The sequence below is a fragment of the Clavibacter rahimiani genome (genome assembly GCF_052654495.1).
The window spans coordinates 2,653,294-2,675,794 of record NZ_CP199790.1 but is presented as its reverse complement, the minus strand read 5'-3'; the positions used below and the strand labels follow the sequence as shown (position 1 = coordinate 2,675,794).

Sequence of the window (22,501 nt, the reverse complement as noted above, 5' to 3'; positions counted from 1 at the left end):
GGGTCGTGCGGGTGATGCGTCCGGCGCGCTAGGCGGGCTTCCCGGGCTCGGCCACGTGCTGACCGGACGACGACGGGATGCCGTGCGCTCCCTCGGGCGACGGCCGCCCGGCGAGCAGGTCGCGGATCTCGATGAGCAGCTCGGTCTCCGTCGGCGGCACGTCCTTCGGCGTCGCCTCCTCCTCGGCCTTCTGCTTGGCGAACGCGACCTTCTTGAGGTGGTTCACCGGCAGCACGAGCGCGAAGTAGACGACCGCGGCGACGATCAGGAAGTTGATGATCGCGGCGATCACGGCCCCGAAGAAGATCGTGGCTTCGCCACCCGACGCCGTGGGGATCGTGACGGGCAGGGCCTTCGCGAGCGTCGAGGCGTCGAACAGCGCCCCGATCAGCGGGTTGAACACGGACGTGACGATCGACGTCACGATCGCGGTGAACGCCGCGCCGATGACGACCGCGACCGCGAGGTCGATGACGTTGCCGCGGAGGATGAACTCCTTGAAGCCCTTCACGGGTGCTCCTGTCGGACGGGCCGCCCGATCAGGTGGACGGCGAGGACGATCCCGAGCCGGAGGACGCCGGACCGGAGGGGGTGCTCGGCGTCACGGTACCGGAGCCCTGGCCGACCGTGCCGGAGCCCGAGGACCCGGACGACCCCGAGGACCCGGACGAGTCGGACGATCCCGAGGACGACGAGGATTCGGAGGACCCCGACGACGAGGACTCCGACGAGCCGGACGCCTTCGCCGAGGACGAGCCGGACGACGAGCGCGACCGCTTGGCCGCGTCCTCGGTGCGCGAGTCGTTGCGGTAGAAGCCGCTGCCGGTGAAGCTCACGCCGACGGCGGCGAAGAGCTTGCGGAGCTTGCCGCCGCAGACGGGGCACTCGGTGAGGGAGTCGTCGGTGAACGCCTGGACGATGTCGAAGGCGTTGCCGCACACCGTGCAGCGGTAGGAGTACGTGGGCATGGGTCCCTAGAAGGAGTGGATGAGGGTGGGGGTCACGATGCCGTCGACCGGCATGTCGTGCTTCTCCCGCGGGAGCTCGTCGACGAACTCGGCGTCGAACACCACAGCGTAGACCGGGGGGCAGGCCTCCATCGAGCCGAGGGTCTTGTCGAAGTAGCCGCGACCCCAGCCCATGCGCATGCCGCCCTGGTCGACCGCCGCGGCGGGGACGACGATGAGGTCGACGTCGTTGATCGCGATGGGCCCGAGCAGCTCGCCCACCGGCTCCGGCAGGCCGAACAGGCCCTCGGTCTCGGTGCCGTCGCTCACGACCCAGTCGAGCAGGCCGTCGTTGCGCGACACCGGCAGCAGCACCTGGCGGCCGTCCGCGTGCAGCCACTGCAGGAACGGGCGCGTGGTCGGCTCGTCCACCGTGGAGAGGTAGCAGGCCACGCGGCGGGCGTCGTGGTTGGCGACGAGCTCCGTCAGGCGGCTGGTGAGGCCGTGGGCCGCCTCGTCGCGCTCCGTCGAGGTCATCTGGCGACGACGCTCCCGCAGCTGGGCGCGCAGGGCCCTCTTCTCGTTCCCGACTTCGCTCGGCATGGGTCGAGTCTAGGTATGTTCGCCCGCTACGCTCGATCGCATGGTCACCCACATCACGAAGGCCGTCATCCCCGCAGCGGGACTCGGAACACGATTCCTGCCCGCGACGAAGGCGATGCCGAAGGAGATGCTGCCGGTCGTCGACCGCCCGGCCATCCAGTACGTGGTGGAGGAGGCCGTCGGGGCGGGCCTCCACGACGTCCTCATGATCACGGGCCGCAACAAGACGGCCCTCGAGAACCACTTCGACCGCAACGCCGAGCTCGAGGCCACCCTCCAGCTCAAGGGCGACGCCGCGAAGCTCCGCAAGGTCAACGAGTCCACCGACCTCGCCGACATGCACTACGTCCGCCAGGGCGACCCCAAGGGCCTCGGCCACGCGGTGCTCCGCGCCGAGATGCACGTGGGCCGCGAGCCGTTCGCCGTGCTCCTCGGCGACGACATCATCGACAAGCGCGACGTGCTCCTCTCCCGCATGATCGAGGTCCAGCAGCAGCGCAACTGCTCGGTCGTCGCGCTCCTCGAGGTCGACCCCTCGCAGACGCACCTCTACGGCGTGGCCACGGTCGAGGAGACGGACGACGACGACGTCGTGCGCATCACCGGCATGGTCGAGAAGCCGGCCGCCGGCACCGCGCCCTCCAACCTCGCCATCATCGGCCGCTACGTGCTGCGCCCCGAGGTCTTCGACGTGCTGCACAAGACGGAGCCCGGCAAGGGCGGCGAGATCCAGCTCACCGACGCGCTCGAGAAGATGGCCGCCGCACCCGAGTGGACCGGCGGCGTCTACGGCGTCGTCTTCCGCGGCCGTCGCTACGACACAGGCGACCGGCTCGACTACCTGAAGGCCATCGTCCAGCTCGGCGTCGACCACGAGGACCTCGGCGAGGGCCTGCGCGAGTGGCTGCCCGAGTTCGTCAAGACGCTCGAGCGCTGATCCCGGTCCCCGGCGCGCGGACGGCTCCCGACGAGCCGCTCCGCGCGGGGACGTCGCGGGGTCGCGTCGTCGCGTCCGGGCGGGCCTAGGCTCATGGACGTGCCGCAGACCGTACCCACCATGCGGGACGGGCGCATCTCCGTCCGCCCCATCCGGCTCCGCGACTCGCGGGCCCTCGAGCGCTCCCTCCTCGACAACCGCTCCTGGCTGCGGAAGTGGGAGGCCACGAGCCCCTATGCGCCGATGGCCTTCGACACCCGGGCGAGCATCCGGTCGCTCCAGGCCAACGCGCGCGCCGGCCTCGGCGTGCCGCTCGTGATCGAGTACGACGACGAGTTCGCCGGGCAGCTCAACGTGTCGTCCATCGCCTACGGCTCGCTCTCGAGCGCCACCATCGGCTACTGGGTCGGCCAGGAGTTCGCCGGCCGGAACGTGACACCCACGGCCGTCGCGCTCGCGACCGACCACTGCTTCACCACCCTCGGGCTCCACCGGATGGAGATCTGCATCCGCCCGGAGAACGCACCCAGCCTCCGCGTCGTGCAGAAGCTCGGCTTCCGGTACGAGGGGCTGCGCCGACGGTACATCCACATCAACGGCGACTGGCGCGACCACTTCTGCTTCGGCCTCGTCGTCGAGGAGCTCTCCACCAGCGTGCTCGCGCGCTGGAAGGAGGGCGGCGTGGATCCCGAGTGGTCGCGCGTCCCCGACGCCGACATCGAGGCGGCCGCCGCGCCCCTCGCTGTGCAGCGCCGGATCTGACGCCGGCCCGGGGTCACCCGCGGCACCCGCCGACGCGTTCCGACCTGCGGATGCGCCGGTCCGACCGTGGACACGCGGCGCGCTTCCCGCGCCGCACCCGCCGGACCTCCTAGCCTCGGGATCATGCAATCCGGCGGCATCATCATCGCGCTCTCCGCGGTGCTCTGGCTCGCCTACCTCCTGCCCACGTGGCTGCACCGGCGCCAGTACATGGCGACCGAGCGCAATGCCGTGCGCCTCCAGCAGACCCTGCGGATCCTTGCCGAGACGGCCGAGGTCCCCGACGCCGTGCGGGCGGAGACCAGCGCCCGCAGCGTGGTCGAGCAGCAGCGCGCCCTCCGCCGGGCCGCCGAAGAAGCCGAAGCCGCCGCGCGAGCGCGGGACGCCGCCGCCCAGCGCGCCCTACCGAAAGTGGCCCCCGTGTCCGCAACGTCGCCCTCCGCCGCCACGCGCCTCCGCCGCAGCCGGCTCACCGCCACCGTCGTCCTGGCGCTCGCCCTCGTCGGCGTGATCGCCGGCCTCGCGCAGGTCACGGCGTCCGGCGCCTGGACGCTGCTCGTGATCTCCTCCCTCGCCACCATGGGCTCGCTCGCGGCCCTGCAGCGCATGTCCCAGATCGCCGCCGCGCGCCGCCTCCAGGCCCCCGAGGCGCGCCCGCGCCCCCGCACCGGCTTCACCGACTTCCACGAGACGGCCGCACCCGTCGCCGAGACGGTCGCCGAGCGCGAGGAGGGCGAGTCCTGGACCCCCGTGCCCGTGCCGAAGCCGCTCTACCTCTCGCGCTCGCAGGCGCCCGGCCCGCGTCCCGGCGCCGGCAGCGCGCCCCGCACGCCGCTGTCGCCCGTCGAGGAGATGCGCCGCGCCGCCGCCGCGTCCGAGGAGACCCTGCGCCGCGCCCACCTCGAGCCCGAGGTCGCGCGCCTGTCCGCCGAGGAGGAGGCCGCGCCCGCGGCCGTCGCCCCGGCCGCTCCCGCCGCCCGCACGTCGCCCGCCAGCCGCTTCTCCCGCATGGGCATCGTCGACGACGCCGAGCCCGGCATGGGCGACCTCGACGAGGTGCTGCGCCGCCGCCGGGCTGTCGGCTAGCGATGCTCCTCCGGGCCACGCGGTCCGGAAGGCTCCCCGCGACGTGGTAGTCTCGTGGAGTTGTCAGGGCCTATGGCGCAGTTGGTAGCGCGCCTCGTTCGCATCGAGGAGGTCAGGAGTTCGAATCTCCTTAGGTCCACAAGAACCCCGCTCCGGCGGGGTTTTTGCTTTCCCCCGGCGCCTGCGCGCGACGCCGCCGTCGGGGCGCGGCGCCCCCGGTTAAGATCGGTCAGTGCCCCGCCCCGCGATCCCGCCCGTGACCATCGCGAGCCCGGAGGTGCAGGCGCTCCGGGCCGACCTCGAGGCGGCGCCCTTCTCCCTCGCCTCCGCGCTCGACGTGTGGGGCGACGCGGCCGGGCAGGCCCTGCACCGCGGGAACCGGATCCCCGCCCGTCGCGCCGTCGCCGCCGCGCGCACCGTCGACGGCCTGCCGGCGCCCGCCGCGCTCGCCGCCCTGTTCGTGCTCGGCGACCCGGTGGACGCGGACGACCTCCGCCGCGCGCTGCCCGCCCTCGGCCTCGACGGCGCCGCCCGCCTGGGGCTGGTCGAGGTCGACGGCGACCGGGTGCGCCCGGCGGTCGACCTCCGCCCCTACGGCTTCATCGACGCCCACGGCGTGGGCGAGTGGTGGATCGCGTCCGACCTCGGCGAGCTCGCCACCGGCGGCGCGCTGGACGAGGACCACGTGCTCGGCGTCGGCGGCGCGTCCGCCACGCTCAGCGGCCTCATGATCTCCGCACCCGTCGCGTCCGCGCTCGACCTCGGGACGGGCTGCGGGATCCAGGCGCTGCACGCATCCCGGCACGCGGACCGCGTGGTCGCGACCGACATCTCCGCCCGCGCCCTCGCCTTCGCGGCGCTCAACGCCGCGCTCAACGGGGTGACGACGATCGAGCTCCGCCTCGGCAGCCTCTTCGAGCCGGTGGCGGGGGAGCGGTTCGACCACATCGTCTCGAACCCGCCGTTCGTCATCACCCCGCGCGCCGAGGGCGTGCCGGCGTACGAGTACCGCGACGCCGGCCTCGTGGGCGACGCGCTCGTCGAGGGCGTGGTGGCGGACCTCGTCGACCACCTCACGCCCGGCGGCGTCGCGCAGCTCCTCGGCAACTGGGAGCACCGCGCGGGGGAGCCCGGCCTGGAGCGTGTCGCGGGCTGGCTCGACGCGGCCGCGCGTCGCACCGGATCCGGCCTCGACGCCTGGATCGTCGAGCGCGAGGTGCAGGACGCCGCGCTGTACGCCGAGACGTGGATCCGCGACGGCGGCACCCGCGCGGGCACCCCGGAGTCCGAGGTGCTCGTCGACGCCTGGCTCGACGACTTCGCCGCGCGCGGCGTCGACGGCGTCGGGTTCGGCTACCTCACGCTCCGCCGTCCGGCCGCGGGCGCGCCGACCCTGCGTCGCCTCGAGCGGCTGCACGGCGGCCTCGGCCACAACCCGACCGGCCTCGGGGACCACCTCCGGGCCTCGCTCGCCGCGCACGACGCGCTGGCCGGGATCGACGACCGCGCGCTCGCTGGACTCGCGCTCGTGGTCGCGAGCGACGTCACCGAGGAGCGGCACTACTGGCCGGGCGCCGAGGACCCCACGGTCATGACGCTGCGCCAGGGCGCGGGCTTCGGCCGCGAGGTGCCGCTCGACACGGGGCTCGCCGCGCTCGTCGGCGCGTGCGACGGGGAGCTGGCGGTCGGCGCCATCGTCGACGCGGTCGCGCAGCTCACCTCGGTGGACGCCGGCGCGCTGCGCGGCGAGCTGCTGCCGCGCATCCGGACGCTCGTCGCCGACGGCTTCCTCCTGCTGCCGGCCGTCGCCGACGGCGGGACGCTCGCCGACCGCCCAGCCCGCGACGCCTAGGATCGCGGGGTGACCCGCCGCTCATCCCGCCCCGCCGCCCGTCCCGAGATCGTCCGCGCCGTCGTGCTCGACGCCGCGCTCATCGTCGTCTTCGCCCTCGTGGGCCGGGCGAGCCACGGCGAGGACCTCGCGCCGTCGGGCGTCCTCGGCACCGCGTGGCCGTTCCTCGCCGGAGGCCTCGTGGGCTGGATCGTCGCCCGGGCCTGGCGGAGCCCCTCCCGCGTCGTCCCCACGGGGCTCGTGGTCTGGGCCGTGACGGTCGTCGTCGGTGTCGTCCTCCGCGCGCTCACGGGCGAGGGCGTGGTGGTGCCGTTCGTCATCACGACGGCGATCATCCTGGGCGTCCTGCTGCTCGGCTGGCGCGCGATCTCAGCCCTCGTGGTCCGCCGGCGCGCGCGGCCCTGAGTCCGGCGAGACCGCCCTAGGCGGCCGGCGACGCGGAGTCCGCCGCCTCCATGACCGCGATGAGCGCCTTGGCGTAGGCCTCCTCGGCCTCGAGGTCGCGGTGCTCGACCTCCTCGCCGTCGATCACGACGAGCACCACGTGCGCGCCGTCCTCCGCGCCGCCGATCTCGCGGCGGAGCGACCGGAACGCGCCGCCGAGCAGCGCCCGCAGCTGGTCCTCGCGCGGCAGCCACAGGCTGTCCTCGAGCGCGACGGAGTCGAGCGCCCACTCGGTCGTGCCGTTGAAGCCGAGCACCGTGCCCGTGGCGTGCTCGTGCGCCTCGATGGTGAGCTCGCTGATGGTGAAGACGTCGGACTCGAAGCCCTGGCCGCGGATCCGGAACCGGTCGCCGGGCTCGGGGCTCCACTCGAGGCCGAGCTCCAGGAGGGTCGTGGCGTGCGCGGTGGAGATCATCCGTGCAGTATGCCCGGCGCTCCCGGGCATCGGCTCCGCAGCTGAGGGAATCCGGGTGCGTTAGATTCGGGGACACCGCCCGCGGCGCATCCCGCGGTCGGCCGGCCCGGGGAGGACCATGCGCGCGACAGTCAAGGACGTCGCGGCGCGCGCCGGCGTCTCCCCGAAGACCGTGTCCAACGTGATCACCGGCCGGGTGGCCGTGAGCCCCGCCACCCGGGAGCGCGTGGAGGAGGCCGTCGCCGAGCTCGACTACGTGCCCAACCTCAGCGCCCGCGGCCTCCGCAACGGGCGCACCGGCGTGATCGCCGTGGCCCTCCCGGACCTCGGCACGGCGTACTCCGCGGAGCTCGCCCACCACCTGGTGGAGGTCGCGCACGAGGCCGGCTACAGCATCCAGATCGAGGAGACGGGCTCGCGCCCCGACCGCGAGCGCGACCTCATGTCGCGGGCGCGCGAGCACCTCGTCGACGGCCTGATCCTCAACCCCGTGCTCCTGTCGAAGAGCGCCATCGTGCGCGCCGAGTCGCTGCCGCCCGTCGTGGTCATCGGCGAGGTCGAGCAGGAGATCGCGGACCGCGTGGGCGTCGACAGCGTGGCGGCGGCCTCCGACATGACGCGGTTCCTCCTCGCCACGGGCGCCCGGCGCATCGCCGCGGTGGGCACCGCCACGCGCGAGGAGTCCGCCGCGGGCGACCTCCGGCGGATCGGCTACCGGCGCGCGATGGAGGAGGCGGGCGAGGCGCCGATCGAGATCGACCGCACGGGTTGGACGAGCGCGTCCGGGGCGGAGGCCGTGGAGGCCTGGCTCGCCGACGGCAACCCGCTGCCCGACGCGCTGTTCTGCTTCACCGACGGCCTCGCGTTCGGCGTCCTGCGCGCCCTCGCCGACCACGGCGCGCGCGTGCCCGAGGACGTGCAGGTCGCGGGCTTCGACGACGTCGACCAGTCCCGGTTCTCGATCCCCACCCTCACCACCGTCCACTTCGACATCCGCGCCTACGCGGAGGCGGCCGTGGGCCAGCTCGTGCGCCGGATCGAGGAGCGCGAGGGCCCGGCCGTGCAGCTCGTGATCCCGCACCGCATCGTCGTCCGCGGCAGCACGCGCGGCCCGGTCCCCGCCTGAGAGCGCTCCCTTGGCCACTCCGGCCAGATCGTGATCGCGAAAGGTTGCGCTGCGCATTACAACGATGTAATGATTCGGGGATCACGAAGGGGTGATCGATGGATTCGAACGAGAAGTACACCGGGGGACGACCCTCGGCCTGGTCCCGGCGTCAACTGCTCATGGGCGGCGCGGCCGCCCTCGGCGGCGTGTTCCTCGCGGGAGGGCTCTCGGGCTGCGCGCCCCGGGTCGCGTCCGCCGGCGGCATCGTCGACTTGAAGTACTGGCACCTGCTCTCCGGCGGTGACGGCATCCGGATGGCCGCGATGGTCCAGGAGGCCAACGAGGCGGGCGATGGATTCGCGGTCGAGCAGACGGTGCTCGCCTGGGGGGCGCCGTACTACACGAAGCTCGCCATGGCGTCGGTCGGCGGGCGCGCACCGGAGCTGGCCGTCATGCACGCCGCGCGCGTGCCCGGCTTCGCGCCCGGCGGCCTCCTCGACCCGTGGGACCTCGACGAGCTCGCGGAGCTCGGCATCCGCGAGGGCGACTTCGAGCCCCGGGTGTGGGAGAAGGGGGTGTTCGAGGGCCAGCTGTACTCCGTCGCCCTCGACAGCCACCCGTTCATCATGATGTACAACACGGACATCGCGGGCGAGGCGGGAGTCCTCGGCGACGACGGCCAGATGGTGCCCATCGACTCGCCGGACGGGTTCCTCGACGTCATGCGGAAGATGCAGGCGGTGACGGGCGTCCACGGGCTGAGCTTCGGCTACCTGGGGGACGGCGCCCAGATGTGGCGCGCGTTCTACACGTTCTACAAGCAGATGGGCGGCGACATGGAGCTGCCCACGGGCGGCCAGGTCGTCTACGACCGGGACAAGGCAGTCGCCTCGCTCGAGTTCATCCAGTCGCTGCTCGACGGCACCATCGCCACGCCGAGCGGGGACGCCGGCAACGCCATCGCGGAGTTCGCGGGCGCCAAGAGCGGGGCCATCTTCACGGGCGTGTGGGAGCTGCCCACGTTCCAGACCGCGGAGCTGCCCTTCGACGCCATGCCGATCCCGAACCTCTTCGGCACGGCGGCCACCTACGCGGACTCGCACGCGTTCGTCCTCCCGCACCAGAACTCGCCGGACCCGGTCAAGCGCCGGAAGACGTACGAGTTCGTCGCGGACATGCTGAAGAACTCGCTGCAGTGGGCGGGCGCCGGCCACATCCCCGCGTACAAGCCCATCATCGACAGCCCCGACTACGCGGACCTGCTGCCCCAGGCGCACTACGCGAACGCGGCTACGCAGATCAACTACGACCCCGTGGCCTACTTCACCGGCTCCGGTTCGGACTTCCAGTCGTTCTTCGCCGAGAACGTGCAGAACGTCTTCCTCGGGCGGCAGGACGCGGGCGAGGGCATCGACGCGTTCGTGCGCCAGATCGACGCCCTGCTCGCCAAGCCCAACCCCACGGCCTGATCACCGCCCGACCCCCTCCGGCCCGGCCGGATCCGCACGAGCTCATCCAGCGATACGACGAAGGAGTCCATTCGTGACAACGGCAGCACCACCCACCCCCGTCGCTCCCGCGGCGAAGACCGCGGGCGCGAGCCCGCAACCGGCCCCGCCGAGGGTCCGCGCCAAGGAGCAGATGCAGGGGATCCTGTTCATCGCCCCGTTCGTGATCACCTTCCTGCTCTTCCTCGTCTGGCCGGTGCTCTACGGGTTCTTCCAGAGCCTCACCGGCCAGAGCCTCACGGGGGCGAACGGGCAGATCATCGGCTTCGACAACTACGCGGAGGCGTTCGGCGACGCGCAGATGTGGCGCTCGCTCGGCAACACCGTGGTGTTCACGATCGCGAGCACGGTCCCGCTCCTCGTCGTCGGCCTCGTGATGGCGCTCCTCGTGAACCTCGGGCTCCCCGGCCAGTGGCTGTGGCGGCTGTCGTTCTTCCTGCCGTACCTGCTGGCGTCCACGGTCGTCTCGCTGTTCTGGCTGTGGATGTACAACCCCCAGCTCGGCGTGATCAACGCCATCGCCGGGGGGCTCGGGCTGCCGCAGCCCGCCTGGCTGCAGGACGCGAACGTCGCGATGGCCAGCGTCGTCGTCACCACGGTGTGGTGGACGGTCGGCTTCAACTTCCTCATCTACCTGGCGGCGCTGCAGAACATCCCCGACCAGCAGTACGAGGCCGCCGCCCTCGACGGCGCGGGCAAGTGGCGTCAGCTCTTCTCCATCACGATCCCGCAGCTCGGGCCGACCACCGGCCTCCTCGCGATCCTGCAGGTGCTCGCGTCGCTCAAGGTGTTCGACCAGATCTACCAGATGACCGCGGGCGGCCCGGGAGGGGCGACCCGGCCCATCGTGCAGTACGTCTTCGAGACCGGCTTCACCGGGTTCCGCCTCGGCTACTCGGCCGCGATCTCGTACATCTTCTTCGCCCTGATCGTCGTGATCTCGGTCATCCAGTTCACCGCGACGTCCCGGAGGAAGTCATGACCACCGCCACCCGTCCGGCACCCGTCGGCGCCCAGCCCAGGAGCCGCAGCGCCGCCATCGCCCGCGAGGGCCGCACGGAGAAGCCGCGCTTCGACCTGGCGAAGGTCGTCGCCCTCATCGTCCTCGTCGTCATGTCCGCCGTCTGGCTCCTGCCGTTCCTCTGGGCGGTGCTCACGTCGTTCAAGTCCGAGACGGACGCGGCGGCGTCCCCCGTGACCATCTTCCCCGCGGGGGGCTTCACCCTCGACGCCTACGCCAGCGTGCTCAACGGCGGCAGCATCCCGTTGTGGACGTGGAACAGCCTCATCACCAGCATCGTGATCACGGTCGTCTCGATCGTGTTCTCGGCGCTGGCCGGCTACGCGCTCAGCCGCATCGACTTCCGCGGGAAGAAGCTGCTGATGGGGGCGATCATCGCGTCGATCATCATCCCGCCGCAGATCCTCATCGTCCCGCTCTTCTACCAGATGCTGTCGTTCGACCTCATCGACACCCTCTGGGCCGTGATCCTGCCGCAGATCGTGCAGCCGGCCATGGTCTTCATCCTGAAGAAGTTCTTCGACCAGATCCCCATCGAGCTCGAGGACGCCGCGCGCGTCGACGGGGCGAACCGGGTGCGGGTGTTCCTGCAGATCGTGCTGCCGCTGTCGCGGCCCATCCTCTCCGCGGTGTCGATCTTCGTGTTCATCGGCGCCTGGAACAACTTCCTCTGGCCCTTCATCGCGACCAACGACGCCTCGCTCATGACGCTGCCCGTCGGCCTGCAGACCGTGAAGAGCGCCTACGGGATCCAGTACGCGCAGAACATGGCCTCCGCCGTGCTCGCCGCGCTGCCGCTGATCATCGTGTTCCTCTTCTTCCAGCGCCAGATCATCAAGGGCATCTCGACCACCGGGTTCGGCGGGCAGTGATCGCCCGCCCCGCGCCCGCCACCGACCGATCCACCCACCCCGCCCGGGACGCACGCGCCCGGCCGTCCGTCCAGGAGGACGCCCCATGACCCGCGCCCGCATCACCATCGACCGCGACTTCACCATCGGCGACGTGCCCCGCCGCCTCTTCGGCTCGTTCGTCGAGCACATGGGCCGGTGCGTCTACACCGGCATCTACGAGCCCGGGCACCCGACCGCGACGCCCGAGGGCTACCGGCAGGACGTGCTCGACCTCACCAAGGAGCTCGGGGCCACGATCGTCCGCTACCCCGGCGGCAACTTCGTCTCCGGCTACGACTGGGAGGACGGCGTCGGCCCGGTCGAGGACCGGCCCCGCCGCCTCGACGGCGCCTGGCACACGGTGGAGACGAACGCGTTCGGCCTGCACGAGTTCATGGGCTGGTCGAAGGCCGCCGGCGTCGAGGTGATGGAGGCCATCAACCTCGGCACGCGCGGCGTCGACGCGGCGCGCTCGCTCGTGGAGTACGCGAACCACCCCGGTGGATCGAAGTACTCCGACATGCGTCGACGCAACGGCGCCGAGGAGCCCTTCGACATCAAGCTGTGGTGCCTCGGCAACGAGCTCGACGGCCCGTGGCAGATCGGGCACAAGACGCCCGACGAGTACGGGCGCCTCGCGCAGGAGGCCGGCAAGGCCATGCGCCTGGTGGATCCGAGCATCGAGCTGGTCGCGTGCGGCAGCTCCAACTCGGGCATGCCCACGTTCGGGCAGTGGGAGCAGACCGTGCTCGGCCACACCTACGACGTCGTCGACTACATCTCGCTGCACGCCTACTACCAGGAGCAGGAGGGCGACGTCCGGAGCTTCCTGGCGAGCAGCGTCGACATGGACTTCTTCATCGAGTCCGTCGTCGCGACCGCGGACGCCACCGGTGCACGTCTCAAGAACCGCAAGCGGATCGAACTCTCGTTCGACGAGTGGAACGTCTGGTACCAGCGCGGGCTCGACGGCGAGGACCAGCCGCACCGCATCGAGAAGGCCGGCTGGCGCGAGCATCCTCGCGTGATCGAGGACGAGTACAACGTCACCGACGCGGTCGTGGTCGGCACGCTCCTCAACTCGCTGCTGCGGCACGGCGACCGGGTGAAGATCGCGAACCAGGCCCAGCTCGTCAACGTGATCGCCCCGATCCGGAGCGAGGAGGCCGGGCCCGCCTGGCGCCAGTCGATCTTCTGGCCGTTCGCCCGCATGGCCCAGCTCGCGACGGGACGGATCCTCCAGGTCGAGGTGGACAGCGACCGCTACGACAACGACCGCTTCGGCACGGCTGACGTGGTCGACGTCAGCGCGACGTGGGACGACGAGGCCGGCACCGTGTCCCTGTTCCTCGCGAACCGCGACCTCGAGGAGGCGGCGTCCACCGAGGTCGCGCTCCGCGGGCTCGACGTCAGCCGGATCCTCCGGGCCGAGGTCCTGCGCGTGCCGGAGGGCGGCGACCGCTTCACGAGCAACACCGAGCAGTCGGGTGAGCAGGTCGGCCTCGTGCCGCTCGAGGGCGTCCACGCGGAGGGCGGCCTGCTGACGCTCACGCTCCCGGCGCTGTCGTGGGCGGTCGTGGTGCTCGACGTCACCCGGAGCTGAGGCACGACGCACGACGACGGCCCGCCCTGCGCGATGCAGGGCGGGCCGTCGTCGTGGTGGTGCGGCGGATCAGCCGACCGGGCCCTCGGTGAGGGTCACGGTGCCGGTCTTCTGGGCGCCGGCCGCGGTGGTCCACCCGAGGGTGACCCGGTCGCCGGGCTCGTGCGCCGAGATGGCGGCGCTCAGCTCGGACGCCGACGCGACGGCCTTCCCGTCGACCGAGGTCACGACGTCGCCCTGGGCGAGGCCGGCCTGCGCCGCTCCCGACCCGTCGACGACGCCCTGCACGGGAGCGCCCGCGACCGTGCCCGCGCCGTTCGCGAGCAGCACGCCGAGGAACGCCGGGTAGCCGATCTCCACGGTGCCGGACTCGACGCCGCTCTCGATCTGCTTCGCGATGCCCATGGCCTTGTCGATCGGGATGGCGAACCCGGCGATCTGCGCGGAGCCCGAGGACGCGGCCGTGTCGATGCCGACGACCTCGTTCTCGGCGTCCACCAGCGGCCCGCCGGAGTCGCCGGAGACGATGGGCGCGTCGGTCTGGATGAGGTCGGTGAGCGTCTCGCCCGCCGCCGTCCCCTCGGACTGCGTGGTGATCGTCTGGCCGAGCGCGGTGACCTGGCCGGCCGCCGCGGTGAGCGTGCCCGTGCCGCCCGCGTTGCCGACGCCCGTGACGGCCTCGCCGACCTGCACGCCGTCCGTGTCGAGCTTCGCCGGGGTGAGCCCCGAGGCGCCCTCGAGCTTGAGGACCGCGACGTCGTTCGTGGCGTCGGTGCCGACGACCTTGGCGACGTACGCCTTGCCCGTGGACTCGACGGTGACGCGGATGCTCGTGGCGCCGCTGACGACGTGGTTGTTGGTGAGGATCGTGCCGTCGGACGACAGGATGATGCCCGTGCCGGCGCCGGCCGCGTTCTCGTACGTGAGCGCCGAGTCGATGGTCACGACCCCGGCGGTCTGGGCGGCGTCCGCCGCGGGCGACGTGACGGACGCGCCCCTCCCCGTGCCCGACTGCGTCCCGGAGCCCGAGCCGCTGCCCGACCCCTGGCCGGGCAGCGTGGTCGTGCCGCGGCCGAAGCCCTGGCCGGGCGTGAAGGAGCCCGGGTCCTGGATCCGCGTGTCGCCGGCCGGGGAGGAGGAGCGGCCGAGGTCGGCCATGAAGCCGACCGCCGTGCCGCTGCCGAAGGAGAGGAGCAGGGCGAGGGCGGATGCGCCCGCGATGAGGCCGGTGCGGAGGCCGCGCCGCATGGGCTTCCGGGGGGCGGGGGTCCCCGCCGGGTCGACGGGGAGGGGGCGGCCGAAGGCGTCGGTCGCGGGTGCGGGCCACGGGGATCCGGCTGCGGCGGGCTGACCCGCGGCGGGCGGGGCGCTCGCGTACGCGGCGGTGGCGTGCTCGGCGGCGGGCTGGTGCGGCACGGGCTGCGGCGCCGCGGGGGCGGCGGGGGCGGCGGGGACGGCCGGGGCGGCCGGGGCGGATCCCGGTGCGGCGGGTCCGTCGACCGCGGGCCCGGAGGGGGCGGTCCAGGTCGCGGCCGGCGCCTCGGGCGCTGCGGTCGCGGCGGCGGGCTGCTCGGGCGCGCGGTCCGCGGCGTCGGAGCCGGTCGCGCGGGTGTCGTCGGTGGGGGCCTCGTCCGGACGTCCGGTCGGCTCCTGGGGTGTCTCGTTCATGACGGGTCCTTCGTGTCTCGGGTGGGCCCGGCGGGGGCCATGAGGAGATCACAGCGGCCGACCCTATGAGCACCCCATGACGAGCACGAGCGTCCGCCATGGATCCCGTCCCGGGCCCGGGCGTACCCTGAGCGGCATGACGCGGAGGTCGGACAAGGACGGCGAGCCCCTCGACGTGGATCCGCGCTACGACCCGGCGTTCCAGCGCGCGGCCGGATCCGCCGCCCCGCCTCCCGCCGCCCCGCCCGTCGCGACCGCCGCCGTCCCGGACGCGCTGCTCGCGGAGCCCGTGCCTCGGGATGCGGGGGAGTCGCGAGAGGACCGGGGCGACCGCCCCCTCGTCGCCCGCTGGCTCGCCCCCGTGCTGTGGATCCTCGCGGTCGCCTTCCCCGCCGCGGGCCTCGCCCTCCGCGCGCTCGCCGCCGGGATCGCGACGTCCATGCCCTACTCCAGCTTCGGCGAGCCGCTCGGGCAGCGGTGGCTCCTGGAGGTCGTGCCGCTCATCGTGACCCTCGCCCCGGGCGTCGTCGCGGGCGGCCCGGTCGCGGTGATCGCGGCGCTCGCCGTGCACGCCCTGCACCGCCGTCCGCGCTGACCGGGCCCGCCCGGCCCGGGCGCCGCCCTCCCGCCCGCGTAGGCTCGACCCATGGAGCAGAGAAGCCTCGGCAGGACCCATCGGAACGTCTCGGTCATCGGACTCGGGACCTGGCAGCTCGGCGGGGACTGGGGTGACGTCGCCGAGGACGACGCGCTCGCGGTGCTCGACGCCGCGGCCGACGCGGGCATCACCTTCTTCGACACGGCGGACGTCTACGGCGACGGCCGCAGCGAGACGATCATCGGATCCTGGCTCCGCGCGCACCCGGGCGCCGGCGTCACGGTCGCGACCAAGATGGGCCGACGCGACGCGCAGGATCCCGCGAACTTCACGCTCGACCGCTTCCGCGAGTGGACGGACCGCTCGCGCCGGAACCTCGGCGTCGACACCCTCGACCTCGTCCAGCTGCACTGCCCGCCGACCGCCGTCTTCTCGAGCGACCGCGTCTACGACGCCCTCGACGAGCTCGTCGCCGACGGTGCCATCGCGTCCTACGGCGTGAGCGTCGAGACGACGGACGAGGCGCTCCTCGCGATCGCCCGGCCCGGCGTCGCGAGCGTCCAGATCATCCTCAACGCGTTCCGCCACAAGCCGCTCGACCGCGTGCTGCCGGCCGCCGCGGAGGCGGGCGTGGGCATCATCGCGCGCGTCCCGCTCGCGTCGGGCCTCCTCAGCGGGCGGTACACCGCGGAGACGACGTTCGCCGAGACCGACCACCGCAACTACAACCGCCAGGGCGAGGCCTTCGATGTGGGGGAGACCTTCTCGGGCGTCGACTACGAGGAGGGCGTGGCCGGTGCCCGCGAGTTCGCGGCCGCCGCGCACGAGGCGGCACCCGACCTCACGCCCGCGCAGGTCGCGCTCGCCTGGATCGTGCAGCGCGAGGGCGTCTCCACCGTGATCCCCGGCGCGCGCAACGCCGAGCAGGCGCGCGCCAACGCGCAGGCGGGCGACGCCCCGGCGCTCGGCGAGGTCTTCGAGCGGCAGGTCGCGGACATCTACGACCGGCGCTTCCGCGCCGCGGTCCACCCCCGCTGGTAGCACCACCCGGACGTGCGACGGCCCCGGTCAGCGATGCTGACCGGGGCCGTCGTCCGTGCGGATGCGCTACTGGAGGGAGTCGCAGGCGCTCGACAGGCTCGTCCTGAGGTCATCCGGCAGGGGCTTGCCGACCAGCGCTGCCATCTGGTCCGCTCCGGCATTGATCTGCTGCCCGTACTGGTCGGCGTTCGGCACGCCGCTCTCCTGCGCCTGCGTGGCGAGATCGCGGTAAGCCTGCACGTCGGACTCCTCGATGGTCTCCTTGTCCTTGAGGCCGCACGTGAAGTCACGGACCTTCGCGAGCGTCGCCTCATCCGTACCGGTCGCGCCGGATCCGGCGTCGCCCTCGGTGGTCGCCTCGGGCGTGGGGGTCGCGGCCTCGGCGGACGCGGACGCGGAGGCGGACGGGGTCGGCGTGCTGGCGGCGTCGTCGGCGGCGGGCGAGCTGCAGCCGGCGAGGGCGAGGCCGAGGACGAGCCCCAGTCCGGCGATCCCGGCCCGCAGCCGGCGCGTGGTCAGAGGGGTCTGCTGAGAGGTCATGCCCTCACACTATCCAGCGCGCCGTCGGGAATTCCGCGGGGGCGGAGACCCCGGGGCGCGGCTCACGGTCCGCGGTCCGCAGGGCGGATGGCCTCCGGAGCGGAGCCCCGGGCGTCACGTCACGACGTGGACGGGCTCCGTGTCCGGGATGGGGCCGGCGTCGCGGCCGCGGAGGTCCGGGCTGTGCCGGTGGAACACCGCGGCGATCGCGGCGCCCACCGCGAGCAGCGCCGCCGCCACGACGAACGCGCCCTGCGCGCCCTGCGCGTCGATGACGAACCCGGCCGCGGCCGACCCGAGCGCGGCGCCGATGAGCTGCCCGGTGCCGACCCAGCCGTAGGCCTCGGCCGTGTCGCTGAAGCGGACCGACGACGAGACCACCGCGAAGAGCACGGCCAGCGCGGGGGCGATGCCGACGCCCGCGAGGAAGAGGAAGACGGAGAGCCAGGCGAACTGCATCCACACGGCGGCCAGCGCGGTGCCGACCAGGATGATCGTCATCCGTCGCGCCATGGCCCACGGGCTGATGGGGATGTGGCCGAGCGCGAGGCCGCCGATGAGCGAGCCGACCGCGAAGATCGCGAGGACGAAGCCCGCCTCCGGGCCGCCGTGTCCGTAGACCGCGACGACACCCGCCTCGATGGCCGCGCAGGCCGCGATGAGGAGGAAGCCGACGACCGTGCTGAGGAGCACCGGCGGGCGTCCGAGGACCACGCCGAAGCGGCGCTTGCTGCGGGGGATCCGCACGCGGCCGAGCTCGGGGGAGGAGATGAACCACGCGCCGCCGCCGACCAGGAAGGCCGCCGCGACGAGGATGCCCGCGCTCGTGTCGACCTGGATCGCGAGGAACGTGGCGATGACCGGCCCGAGCACCCAGATGATCTCCTGGGCCGACGCGTCGAGCGAGAAGAGCGGCGTGAGCTGCTTCGAGTTGACCATCTTCGGGTAGATGGTGCGGACGGCCGGCTGCACCGGCGGGTTCGCGAGCCCGGCGAGGAGGCCGAGCCCCATGAAGGCGGGGACCGAGGTGCTCGCGTCGGCGAGGGCCACGGCGACCACGGCGGCCGTGCACACGGCCGACGTGAGGATGAGGACCGGGCGCATGCCCCAGACGCCCATCCACCGGCTCGTGAGGGGGCCGGCGATGGCCTGGCCGATGCTCGTCGCGGCGAGCACGAGGCCGGCGGCGCCGTACGACTCGTGGATCCGCTCGACGTGCATGAGGAACGCCAGCGAGAGCATGCCGCCGGGGAAGCGCGCGACCAGCTGGGCGGTGATGATCCGGCCCACGCCGCGGGTCTTGAGGAGGCTTCCGTACGTGCTCACGAGGGTCAGATCCTACCGTCCGGGGAGGGTCCGCCCGTAGCCCGGACGTCGCCGGACGTCGATGTCGGGAGGTCTCCGTAGCCTGTGGAACATGTGGAGAAGTCCGCGGACTTATCCACACCTGTGGACGACACGCCCACTACATATGGGGTTGGGCGCGGCCGGTCGCCCGCATATATAGTGATGGAGACGGCAGCGGCCCCCGGTCGTCCCGGCTCCACGGAGCGGGCGCGGAGGGGCCGACCGAGCATTTCCCCTGGTGAGGCGCAGGGCGCGGCGGGTACGTCCCGCACCGCGTCGCCGCCGACCGCAGGACAGTCCGCCGCCGATCAGCGCGGACGACGAAGACGACGAGGAGCAGAGTGTCCATCACCGTAGTGAAGCGCGACGGCACGCGGGAGCCGTACGACGCGAACCGCATCAACCTGGCCATCGAGGACGCCACGCAGGGCCTCGACGAGAACATCGGCTGGGTCACGCAGATCGCGTCGGAGCTGGAGATCACCCTCTTCGACGGGATCAGCACCCAGCAGCTCGACGAGGCCGTCATCCAGGTCGCGCTCCAGAACGTGAAGGACGACCCGGCCTTCGACACCGTCGCCGCGCGCCTCCTCCTCAAGACCATCTACAAGCGCGTCCTCGGCGACTACTCGTCGCCCGAGGAGCTCAAGCGCCTCCACGCGGAGCACTTCGCCCGCAACATCCAGCGCGGCGTCGACGAGATGCTCCTCGACTCCCGCCTCGTGCAGCTGTTCGACCTGGAGCGCCTCGCCCAGGCCCTCGAGCCCGCGCACGACGAGCTGCTGAAGTACATCGGCGTCGTCACGCTGAACAACCGCTACGGCATCAAGGGCCGCAACGGCGACGCCCTCGAGGTCCCCCAGTACTTCTGGATGCGCATCGCGATGGGCCTCACGCTCAACGAGCAGAACCCCACCGAGACGGCCATCGCCTTCTACGAGAAGATGTCGAAGCTCGAGTACCTCGCGGCCGGCTCCACCCTCGTCAACGCGGGCACCATCTACCCGCAGCTCGCGAACTGCTTCGTCATGGAGATGCAGGACGACATCGAGCACATCGCGAAGACCACGCGCGACGTCATGTGGCTCACGAAGGGCACGGGCGGCATCGGCCTCTCCGTCTCCAAGCTGCGTGCGCAGGGCTCGCCCATCCGCTCGAACAACACCACCTCCACGGGCCCGATCCCGTTCATGCACACCATCGACTCCGTGCTCCGCGCCGTCAGCCGCGGCGGCAAGAAGTTCGGCGCCCTGTGCTTCTACATGGAGAACTGGCACCTCGACTTCCCCGAGTTCCTCGACCTGCGCCAGAACTCGGGCGACCCGTACCGCCGCACCCGCACCGCGAACACCGCGGTGTGGATCAGCGACGAGTTCATGAAGCGCGTCCAGAACGACGAGGACTGGTACCTCTTCGACCCGCTGGAGGTCTCCGACCTCAACGAGCTCTACGGCAAGGCCTTCTCGGAGCGCTACGCGTTCTACGTGGGCGAGGCCGAGGCCGGGCGCATCCGGATGTTCAAGCGCATCAAGGCGCGCGAGCAGTTCAAGTCGATCCTCATCTCCCTCCAGACCACCAGCCACCCGTGGCTGACCTGGAAGGACACGATCAACAACCGCGCCCTGAACAACAACACGGGCACGATCCACCTCTCGAACCTCTGCACCGAGATCACGCTGCCGCAGGACGAGGACAACGTCTCCGTCTGCAACCTGGCGTCGATCAACCTGTCGCAGCACTTCGCCGACGGCAAGGTCGACTTCGCCAAGATCGAGCAGAGCGCGCGCCTCGCGGTGCGCCAGCTCGACAACCTCATCGACATCACGCGCTCCAGCGTGAAGGAGGCGGACTTCTCCAACCAGCAGAACCGCGCGGTGGGCCTCGGCGTCATGGGCTTCACCGACATCGTCGAGAAGCTCGGCTACTCGTACGAGTCCGAGGAGAGCTACGACCTGATCGACGAGATCATGGAGCACGTCTCCTACGCGGCGATCGACGAGTCGGCCGACCTCGCCCAGGAGCGCGGCGCGTACCCGAACTTCGAGGGCTCGCGCTGGTCGGAGGGCCTCGTGCCGCTCGACTCGATCGCGCTCATGGAGGCCGACCGCGGCGTGCCCGTCAAGGTCAACCGCACCACGCGCCTCGACTGGGACGCGCTGCGCCTCAAGGTCAAGGGCGGCATGCGCAACGCGACGCTCATGGCGATCGCGCCCACCGCGTCCATCGGCCTCGTCGCCGGCACCACGCCGGGCCTCGACCCGCAGTTCTCGCAGATCTTCAGCCGCTCCACCTCCTCGGGCAAGTTCCTCGAGGTCAACCGGAACCTGGTGAAGGACCTGCAGGAGCTCGGCATCTGGGAGGGCGTCCGCGAGGACATCCTGCGCAGCCAGGGCGACATCCAGAACATCGCCGCCATCCCCGACCACGTCAAGGCCACGTACCGCACGAGCTTCCAGCTCTCGCCGTACGCGTTCCTCGAGGTCGCGGCGCGTGCGCAGAAGTGGATCGACCAGGCCATCAGCCGCAACATGTACCTCGAGACGCGCGACCTCGGCGACATGATGGACATCTACTTCGCCGGCTGGGAGCGCGGGGTCAAGACCACGTACTACCTGCACATGAAGCCGCGTCACACGGCTGAGCAGTCGACCGTCAAGGTCGACAAGTCGCAGGACGCCGACGGCACCAAGCGCAAGGGCTTCGGCGGATTCGGCGGCGGCGCGCCCGCAGCCGTCCCCGCCACCGCGGCCGGCGCATCCACGCCCGCGGACGCCCCGGCGCCGCAGGCCGCTCCCGCGCCCCGCAAGGGCTTCGGATTCGGTGGAGTGGGAGGTGCACGCTGATGAACGACGACACGTTCGGCGACTACGTCGTCCCCATGGACCCCATGGACGAGCTGCAGTGCGACTCCTGCCAGTAGGCGGGACCACCTAGCAGCATCGTCGCGGCGCACTCGGCCGTCCCCACCCGCACCACCACGCACGTCACCCGGAGAGAAGAAGCAGATGTCGAAGATCCTCGGCACGGGAATCCAGGAGGGCCTCCTCCTCAAGCCCGTCAACTACCAGTGGGCCATGGACCTGTACGACCAGGCCGTCGCGAACACGTGGTTCCCCAACGAGATCCAGCTCGGTGAGGACATCGCGGACTTCAAGAAGATGACGGACGAGGAGCGCCACGCGATCACGTTCCTCATGAGCTACTTCAACCCGAACGAGCTGCTGGTGAACAAGGCGCTCGCGTTCGGCGTCTACCCGTACATCAACGCGCCGGAGTGCCACCTCTACCTGGCGAAGCAGATGTGGGAGGAGGCGAACCACTGCATGTCGTTCGAGTACGTCCTCGAGACGTTCCCGATCGACCGCGAGGCCGCCTACAACTCCCACGTCGACATCCCGTCGATGGCCCGCAAGGAGGAGTTCGAGGTCAAGTTCATCAAGCGCATGACCGAGCAGACCCTCGACATCACCACCACCGAGGGCAAGAAGGACTTCGTCCGGAACCTCGTCGCGTACAACGTGATCCTCGAGGGCATCTGGTTCTACTCGGGCTTCATGGTGTCGCTGTCGTTCCGCCAGCGGAACCTGCTGCGCAACTTCGGCTCGCTCATGGACTGGATCGTCCGCGACGAGTCGCTGCACCTCAAGTTCGGGATCAACCTCATCCTCACCGTGCTCGAGGAGAACCCCGACCTGCAGACGGAGGAGTTCGCCGCCGAGATCAAGCAGATGATCCTCGACGCCGTCGAGATGGAGGAGCAGTACAACAAGGACCTCCTCCCCAACGGCATCCTCGGGCTCAACGCGAACTACATCAACCAGTACGTGAAGTACCTCGCCGACCGCCGCCTCGAGGAGCTCGGCTTCGAGGCCGAGTACAAGGTCTCGAACCCGGCGAAGTGGATGGCCACGGCGAACGACACGCTGCAGCTCGTCAACTTCTTCGAGTCGACGAACACGTCGTACGAGTCGAACGCGTCGGCCACCGTCGGCGCCAAGTAGGACCGACCGCCGCAGCACCGCACGACCGCAGCACCCGACGCCGCCCGCGCCGCGCATCCGACGAGGATGCGGGTGCGGGCGTCGTCATGCCCGCCCGGGCCACCGCCACCACCCAGCACCGACGTCG

Annotated in this window: 21 protein-coding genes and 1 tRNA gene; 15 read left to right on the top strand and 7 right to left on the bottom strand. The window is 71.8% G+C overall.

Annotated features, from left to right (window positions below):
• Positions 1-28: 28 nt before the first annotated feature.
• From mscL to ACT7CP_RS12655, 3 genes are read right to left on the bottom strand one after another with little or no spacing between them, the layout of a single operon-like run.
• Entirely contained in the window at positions 29-511 is a 483-nt protein-coding gene (gene mscL / locus ACT7CP_RS12665) for a large conductance mechanosensitive channel protein MscL (RefSeq protein WP_413964183.1), read from the bottom strand.
• A gap of 28 nt (positions 512-539) precedes the next feature.
• Positions 540-968 (bottom strand): FmdB family zinc ribbon protein, encoded by a 429-nt coding sequence (locus tag ACT7CP_RS12660; RefSeq protein ID WP_413964184.1) that lies wholly within the window; start codon positions 966-968, stop codon positions 540-542.
• A gap of 6 nt (positions 969-974) precedes the next feature.
• The gene (locus ACT7CP_RS12655) at positions 975-1,550 is read right to left on the bottom strand and encodes a 5-formyltetrahydrofolate cyclo-ligase (protein WP_307506563.1); all 576 of its coding nucleotides are present in this window, start codon (positions 1,548-1,550) and stop codon (positions 975-977) included.
• A 40-nt stretch (positions 1,551-1,590) separates the two neighbouring features.
• Here ACT7CP_RS12655 and galU point away from each other — a divergent pair, with 40 nt between their 5' ends.
• The 6 genes from galU to ACT7CP_RS12625 all read left to right on the top strand — a co-directional run bounded on the left by galU (position 1,591) and on the right by ACT7CP_RS12625 (position 6,592).
• Positions 1,591-2,487 (top strand): UTP--glucose-1-phosphate uridylyltransferase GalU, encoded by an 897-nt coding sequence (gene galU, locus ACT7CP_RS12650; RefSeq protein ID WP_307506565.1) that lies wholly within the window; start codon positions 1,591-1,593, stop codon positions 2,485-2,487.
• Positions 2,488-2,580: 93 nt separating this feature from the next.
• Positions 2,581-3,249 (top strand): GNAT family N-acetyltransferase, encoded by a 669-nt coding sequence (locus ACT7CP_RS12645; RefSeq protein WP_413964185.1) that lies wholly within the window; start codon positions 2,581-2,583, stop codon positions 3,247-3,249.
• 123 nt (positions 3,250-3,372) lie between these two features.
• Positions 3,373-4,335 (top strand): hypothetical protein, encoded by a 963-nt coding sequence (locus ACT7CP_RS12640; protein ID WP_445442505.1) that lies wholly within the window; start codon positions 3,373-3,375, stop codon positions 4,333-4,335.
• Between the two features lie 66 nt (positions 4,336-4,401).
• A tRNA-Ala gene (locus tag ACT7CP_RS12635) sits at positions 4,402-4,474 on the top strand.
• Between the two features lie 93 nt (positions 4,475-4,567).
• Complete coding sequence (locus ACT7CP_RS12630) at positions 4,568-6,187, top strand: DUF7059 domain-containing protein (RefSeq protein ID WP_445442504.1); 1,620 nt, start codon at positions 4,568-4,570, stop codon at positions 6,185-6,187.
• A gap of 9 nt (positions 6,188-6,196) precedes the next feature.
• The gene (locus ACT7CP_RS12625; RefSeq protein ID WP_445442503.1) at positions 6,197-6,592 is read left to right on the top strand and encodes a DUF3054 domain-containing protein; all 396 of its coding nucleotides are present in this window, start codon (positions 6,197-6,199) and stop codon (positions 6,590-6,592) included.
• Positions 6,593-6,608: 16 nt separating this feature from the next.
• Here ACT7CP_RS12625 and ACT7CP_RS12620 read toward each other — a convergent pair whose 3' ends face one another.
• Entirely contained in the window at positions 6,609-7,046 is a 438-nt protein-coding gene (locus ACT7CP_RS12620) for a pilus assembly protein CpaE (RefSeq protein ID WP_413964189.1), read from the bottom strand.
• Positions 7,047-7,164: 118 nt separating this feature from the next.
• Between ACT7CP_RS12620 and ACT7CP_RS12615 the strand changes: the two genes are divergently transcribed.
• From ACT7CP_RS12615 to arfA, 5 genes are all read left to right on the top strand, one after another.
• A complete protein-coding gene (locus ACT7CP_RS12615; RefSeq protein WP_445442502.1) occupies positions 7,165-8,172 on the top strand; it encodes a LacI family DNA-binding transcriptional regulator in 1,008 nt (335 codons plus the stop codon).
• Positions 8,173-8,270: 98 nt separating this feature from the next.
• A complete protein-coding gene (locus ACT7CP_RS12610) occupies positions 8,271-9,623 on the top strand; it encodes an extracellular solute-binding protein (protein ID WP_445442501.1) in 1,353 nt (450 codons plus the stop codon).
• A 73-nt stretch (positions 9,624-9,696) separates the two neighbouring features.
• Positions 9,697-10,644 (top strand): carbohydrate ABC transporter permease, encoded by a 948-nt coding sequence (locus ACT7CP_RS12605; protein WP_445442500.1) that lies wholly within the window; start codon positions 9,697-9,699, stop codon positions 10,642-10,644.
• A complete protein-coding gene (locus ACT7CP_RS12600; protein ID WP_445442499.1) occupies positions 10,641-11,555 on the top strand; it encodes a carbohydrate ABC transporter permease in 915 nt (304 codons plus the stop codon). The genes ACT7CP_RS12605 and ACT7CP_RS12600 overlap by 4 nt, the downstream gene beginning before the upstream one ends.
• A gap of 85 nt (positions 11,556-11,640) precedes the next feature.
• Positions 11,641-13,179, top strand: a complete 1,539-nt coding sequence (arfA, locus tag ACT7CP_RS12595) for an arabinosylfuranosidase ArfA (RefSeq protein WP_445442498.1) — start codon at positions 11,641-11,643, stop codon at positions 13,177-13,179.
• Positions 13,180-13,248: 69 nt separating this feature from the next.
• On the opposite strand, the gene ACT7CP_RS12590 is transcribed toward arfA, so the two are convergent.
• On the bottom strand, positions 13,249-14,847 hold the full coding sequence (locus ACT7CP_RS12590; RefSeq protein WP_445442497.1) for a S1C family serine protease: 1,599 nt from the start codon (positions 14,845-14,847) through the stop codon (positions 13,249-13,251).
• A 136-nt stretch (positions 14,848-14,983) separates the two neighbouring features.
• Here ACT7CP_RS12590 and ACT7CP_RS12585 point away from each other — a divergent pair, with 136 nt between their 5' ends.
• Positions 14,984-15,442 (top strand): hypothetical protein, encoded by a 459-nt coding sequence (locus tag ACT7CP_RS12585; protein WP_445442496.1) that lies wholly within the window; start codon positions 14,984-14,986, stop codon positions 15,440-15,442.
• 51 nt (positions 15,443-15,493) lie between these two features.
• Entirely contained in the window at positions 15,494-16,486 is a 993-nt protein-coding gene (locus ACT7CP_RS12580) for an aldo/keto reductase (protein WP_413964197.1), read from the top strand.
• A 66-nt stretch (positions 16,487-16,552) separates the two neighbouring features.
• Here the strand turns inward: ACT7CP_RS12580 and ACT7CP_RS12575 are convergent, their stop codons facing one another.
• Both ACT7CP_RS12575 and ACT7CP_RS12570 read right to left on the bottom strand, forming a co-directional pair.
• Entirely contained in the window at positions 16,553-17,026 is a 474-nt protein-coding gene (locus ACT7CP_RS12575) for a hypothetical protein (protein WP_445442495.1), read from the bottom strand.
• 114 nt (positions 17,027-17,140) lie between these two features.
• Positions 17,141-18,352 (bottom strand): MFS transporter, encoded by a 1,212-nt coding sequence (locus ACT7CP_RS12570; RefSeq protein WP_445442494.1) that lies wholly within the window; start codon positions 18,350-18,352, stop codon positions 17,141-17,143.
• A gap of 362 nt (positions 18,353-18,714) precedes the next feature.
• Here ACT7CP_RS12570 and ACT7CP_RS12565 point away from each other — a divergent pair, with 362 nt between their 5' ends.
• Positions 18,715-21,216 (top strand): ribonucleoside-diphosphate reductase subunit alpha, encoded by a 2,502-nt coding sequence (locus ACT7CP_RS12565; protein ID WP_445442493.1) that lies wholly within the window; start codon positions 18,715-18,717, stop codon positions 21,214-21,216.
• Positions 21,217-21,378: 162 nt separating this feature from the next.
• On the top strand, positions 21,379-22,374 hold the full coding sequence (locus ACT7CP_RS12560; RefSeq protein WP_015491025.1) for a ribonucleotide-diphosphate reductase subunit beta: 996 nt from the start codon (positions 21,379-21,381) through the stop codon (positions 22,372-22,374).
• Positions 22,375-22,501 lie beyond the last annotated feature (127 nt).